This is a genomic window from Microbispora sp. CSR-4 (assembly GCF_008033685.1).
In the GTDB taxonomy this organism is placed as follows: domain Bacteria; phylum Actinomycetota; class Actinomycetes; order Streptosporangiales; family Streptosporangiaceae; genus Microbispora.
This window is the reverse complement of the sequence record NZ_VJVX01000280.1, coordinates 1-423: the sequence shown is the minus strand read 5'-3', so window position 1 is coordinate 423 and position 423 is coordinate 1. Positions and strand designations below refer to the sequence as shown.

The 423-nt window shown below is 68.1% G+C and carries 1 pseudogene; it reads right to left on the bottom strand.

From position 1 onward, the window contains the following. Positions 1 to 285: pseudogene (locus FLV34_RS42085) on the bottom strand (hypothetical protein); the annotation flags it as partial. Positions 286 to 423: the final 138 nt, after the last annotated feature.

Sequence of the window (423 nt, the reverse complement as noted above, 5' to 3'; positions counted from 1 at the left end):
CGTGAACGGCGCGTCCCCCTGCACGAACGAACGCACCGTGTAGTTACGCAGGCTCAGATCGACGTTGCGATACAGCGGATAGACGTAGAACGCGAGCAGATAGACGACGACGGGCGCGAGGAACGCCCATGCCGCCCACTGCCCCGTCGCCTGCCTACCCGTTGCCCGCTGCTTTCCAGGCGCCCGCTCCCCTGCCGCCTGCTCTCCCGTAGCCCGCTTTCCTGGAGCCCGCTTTCCTGGAGCCCGCTTTCCTGTTGCCTGCTTTTCTGGCCGGGTGCGCGCCACCGGAGTTCGCGTCAATCGGCTCGTGCTCATTACTGGGTCGCGCTCGCCGCCGTGGCCTGGGCCGCGGTCAGCGCCTCCTGCGGCGACTGCGACCCGCTCATCGCGGCCTGCATCGCCTTCCACATCGGCTCGGAGATC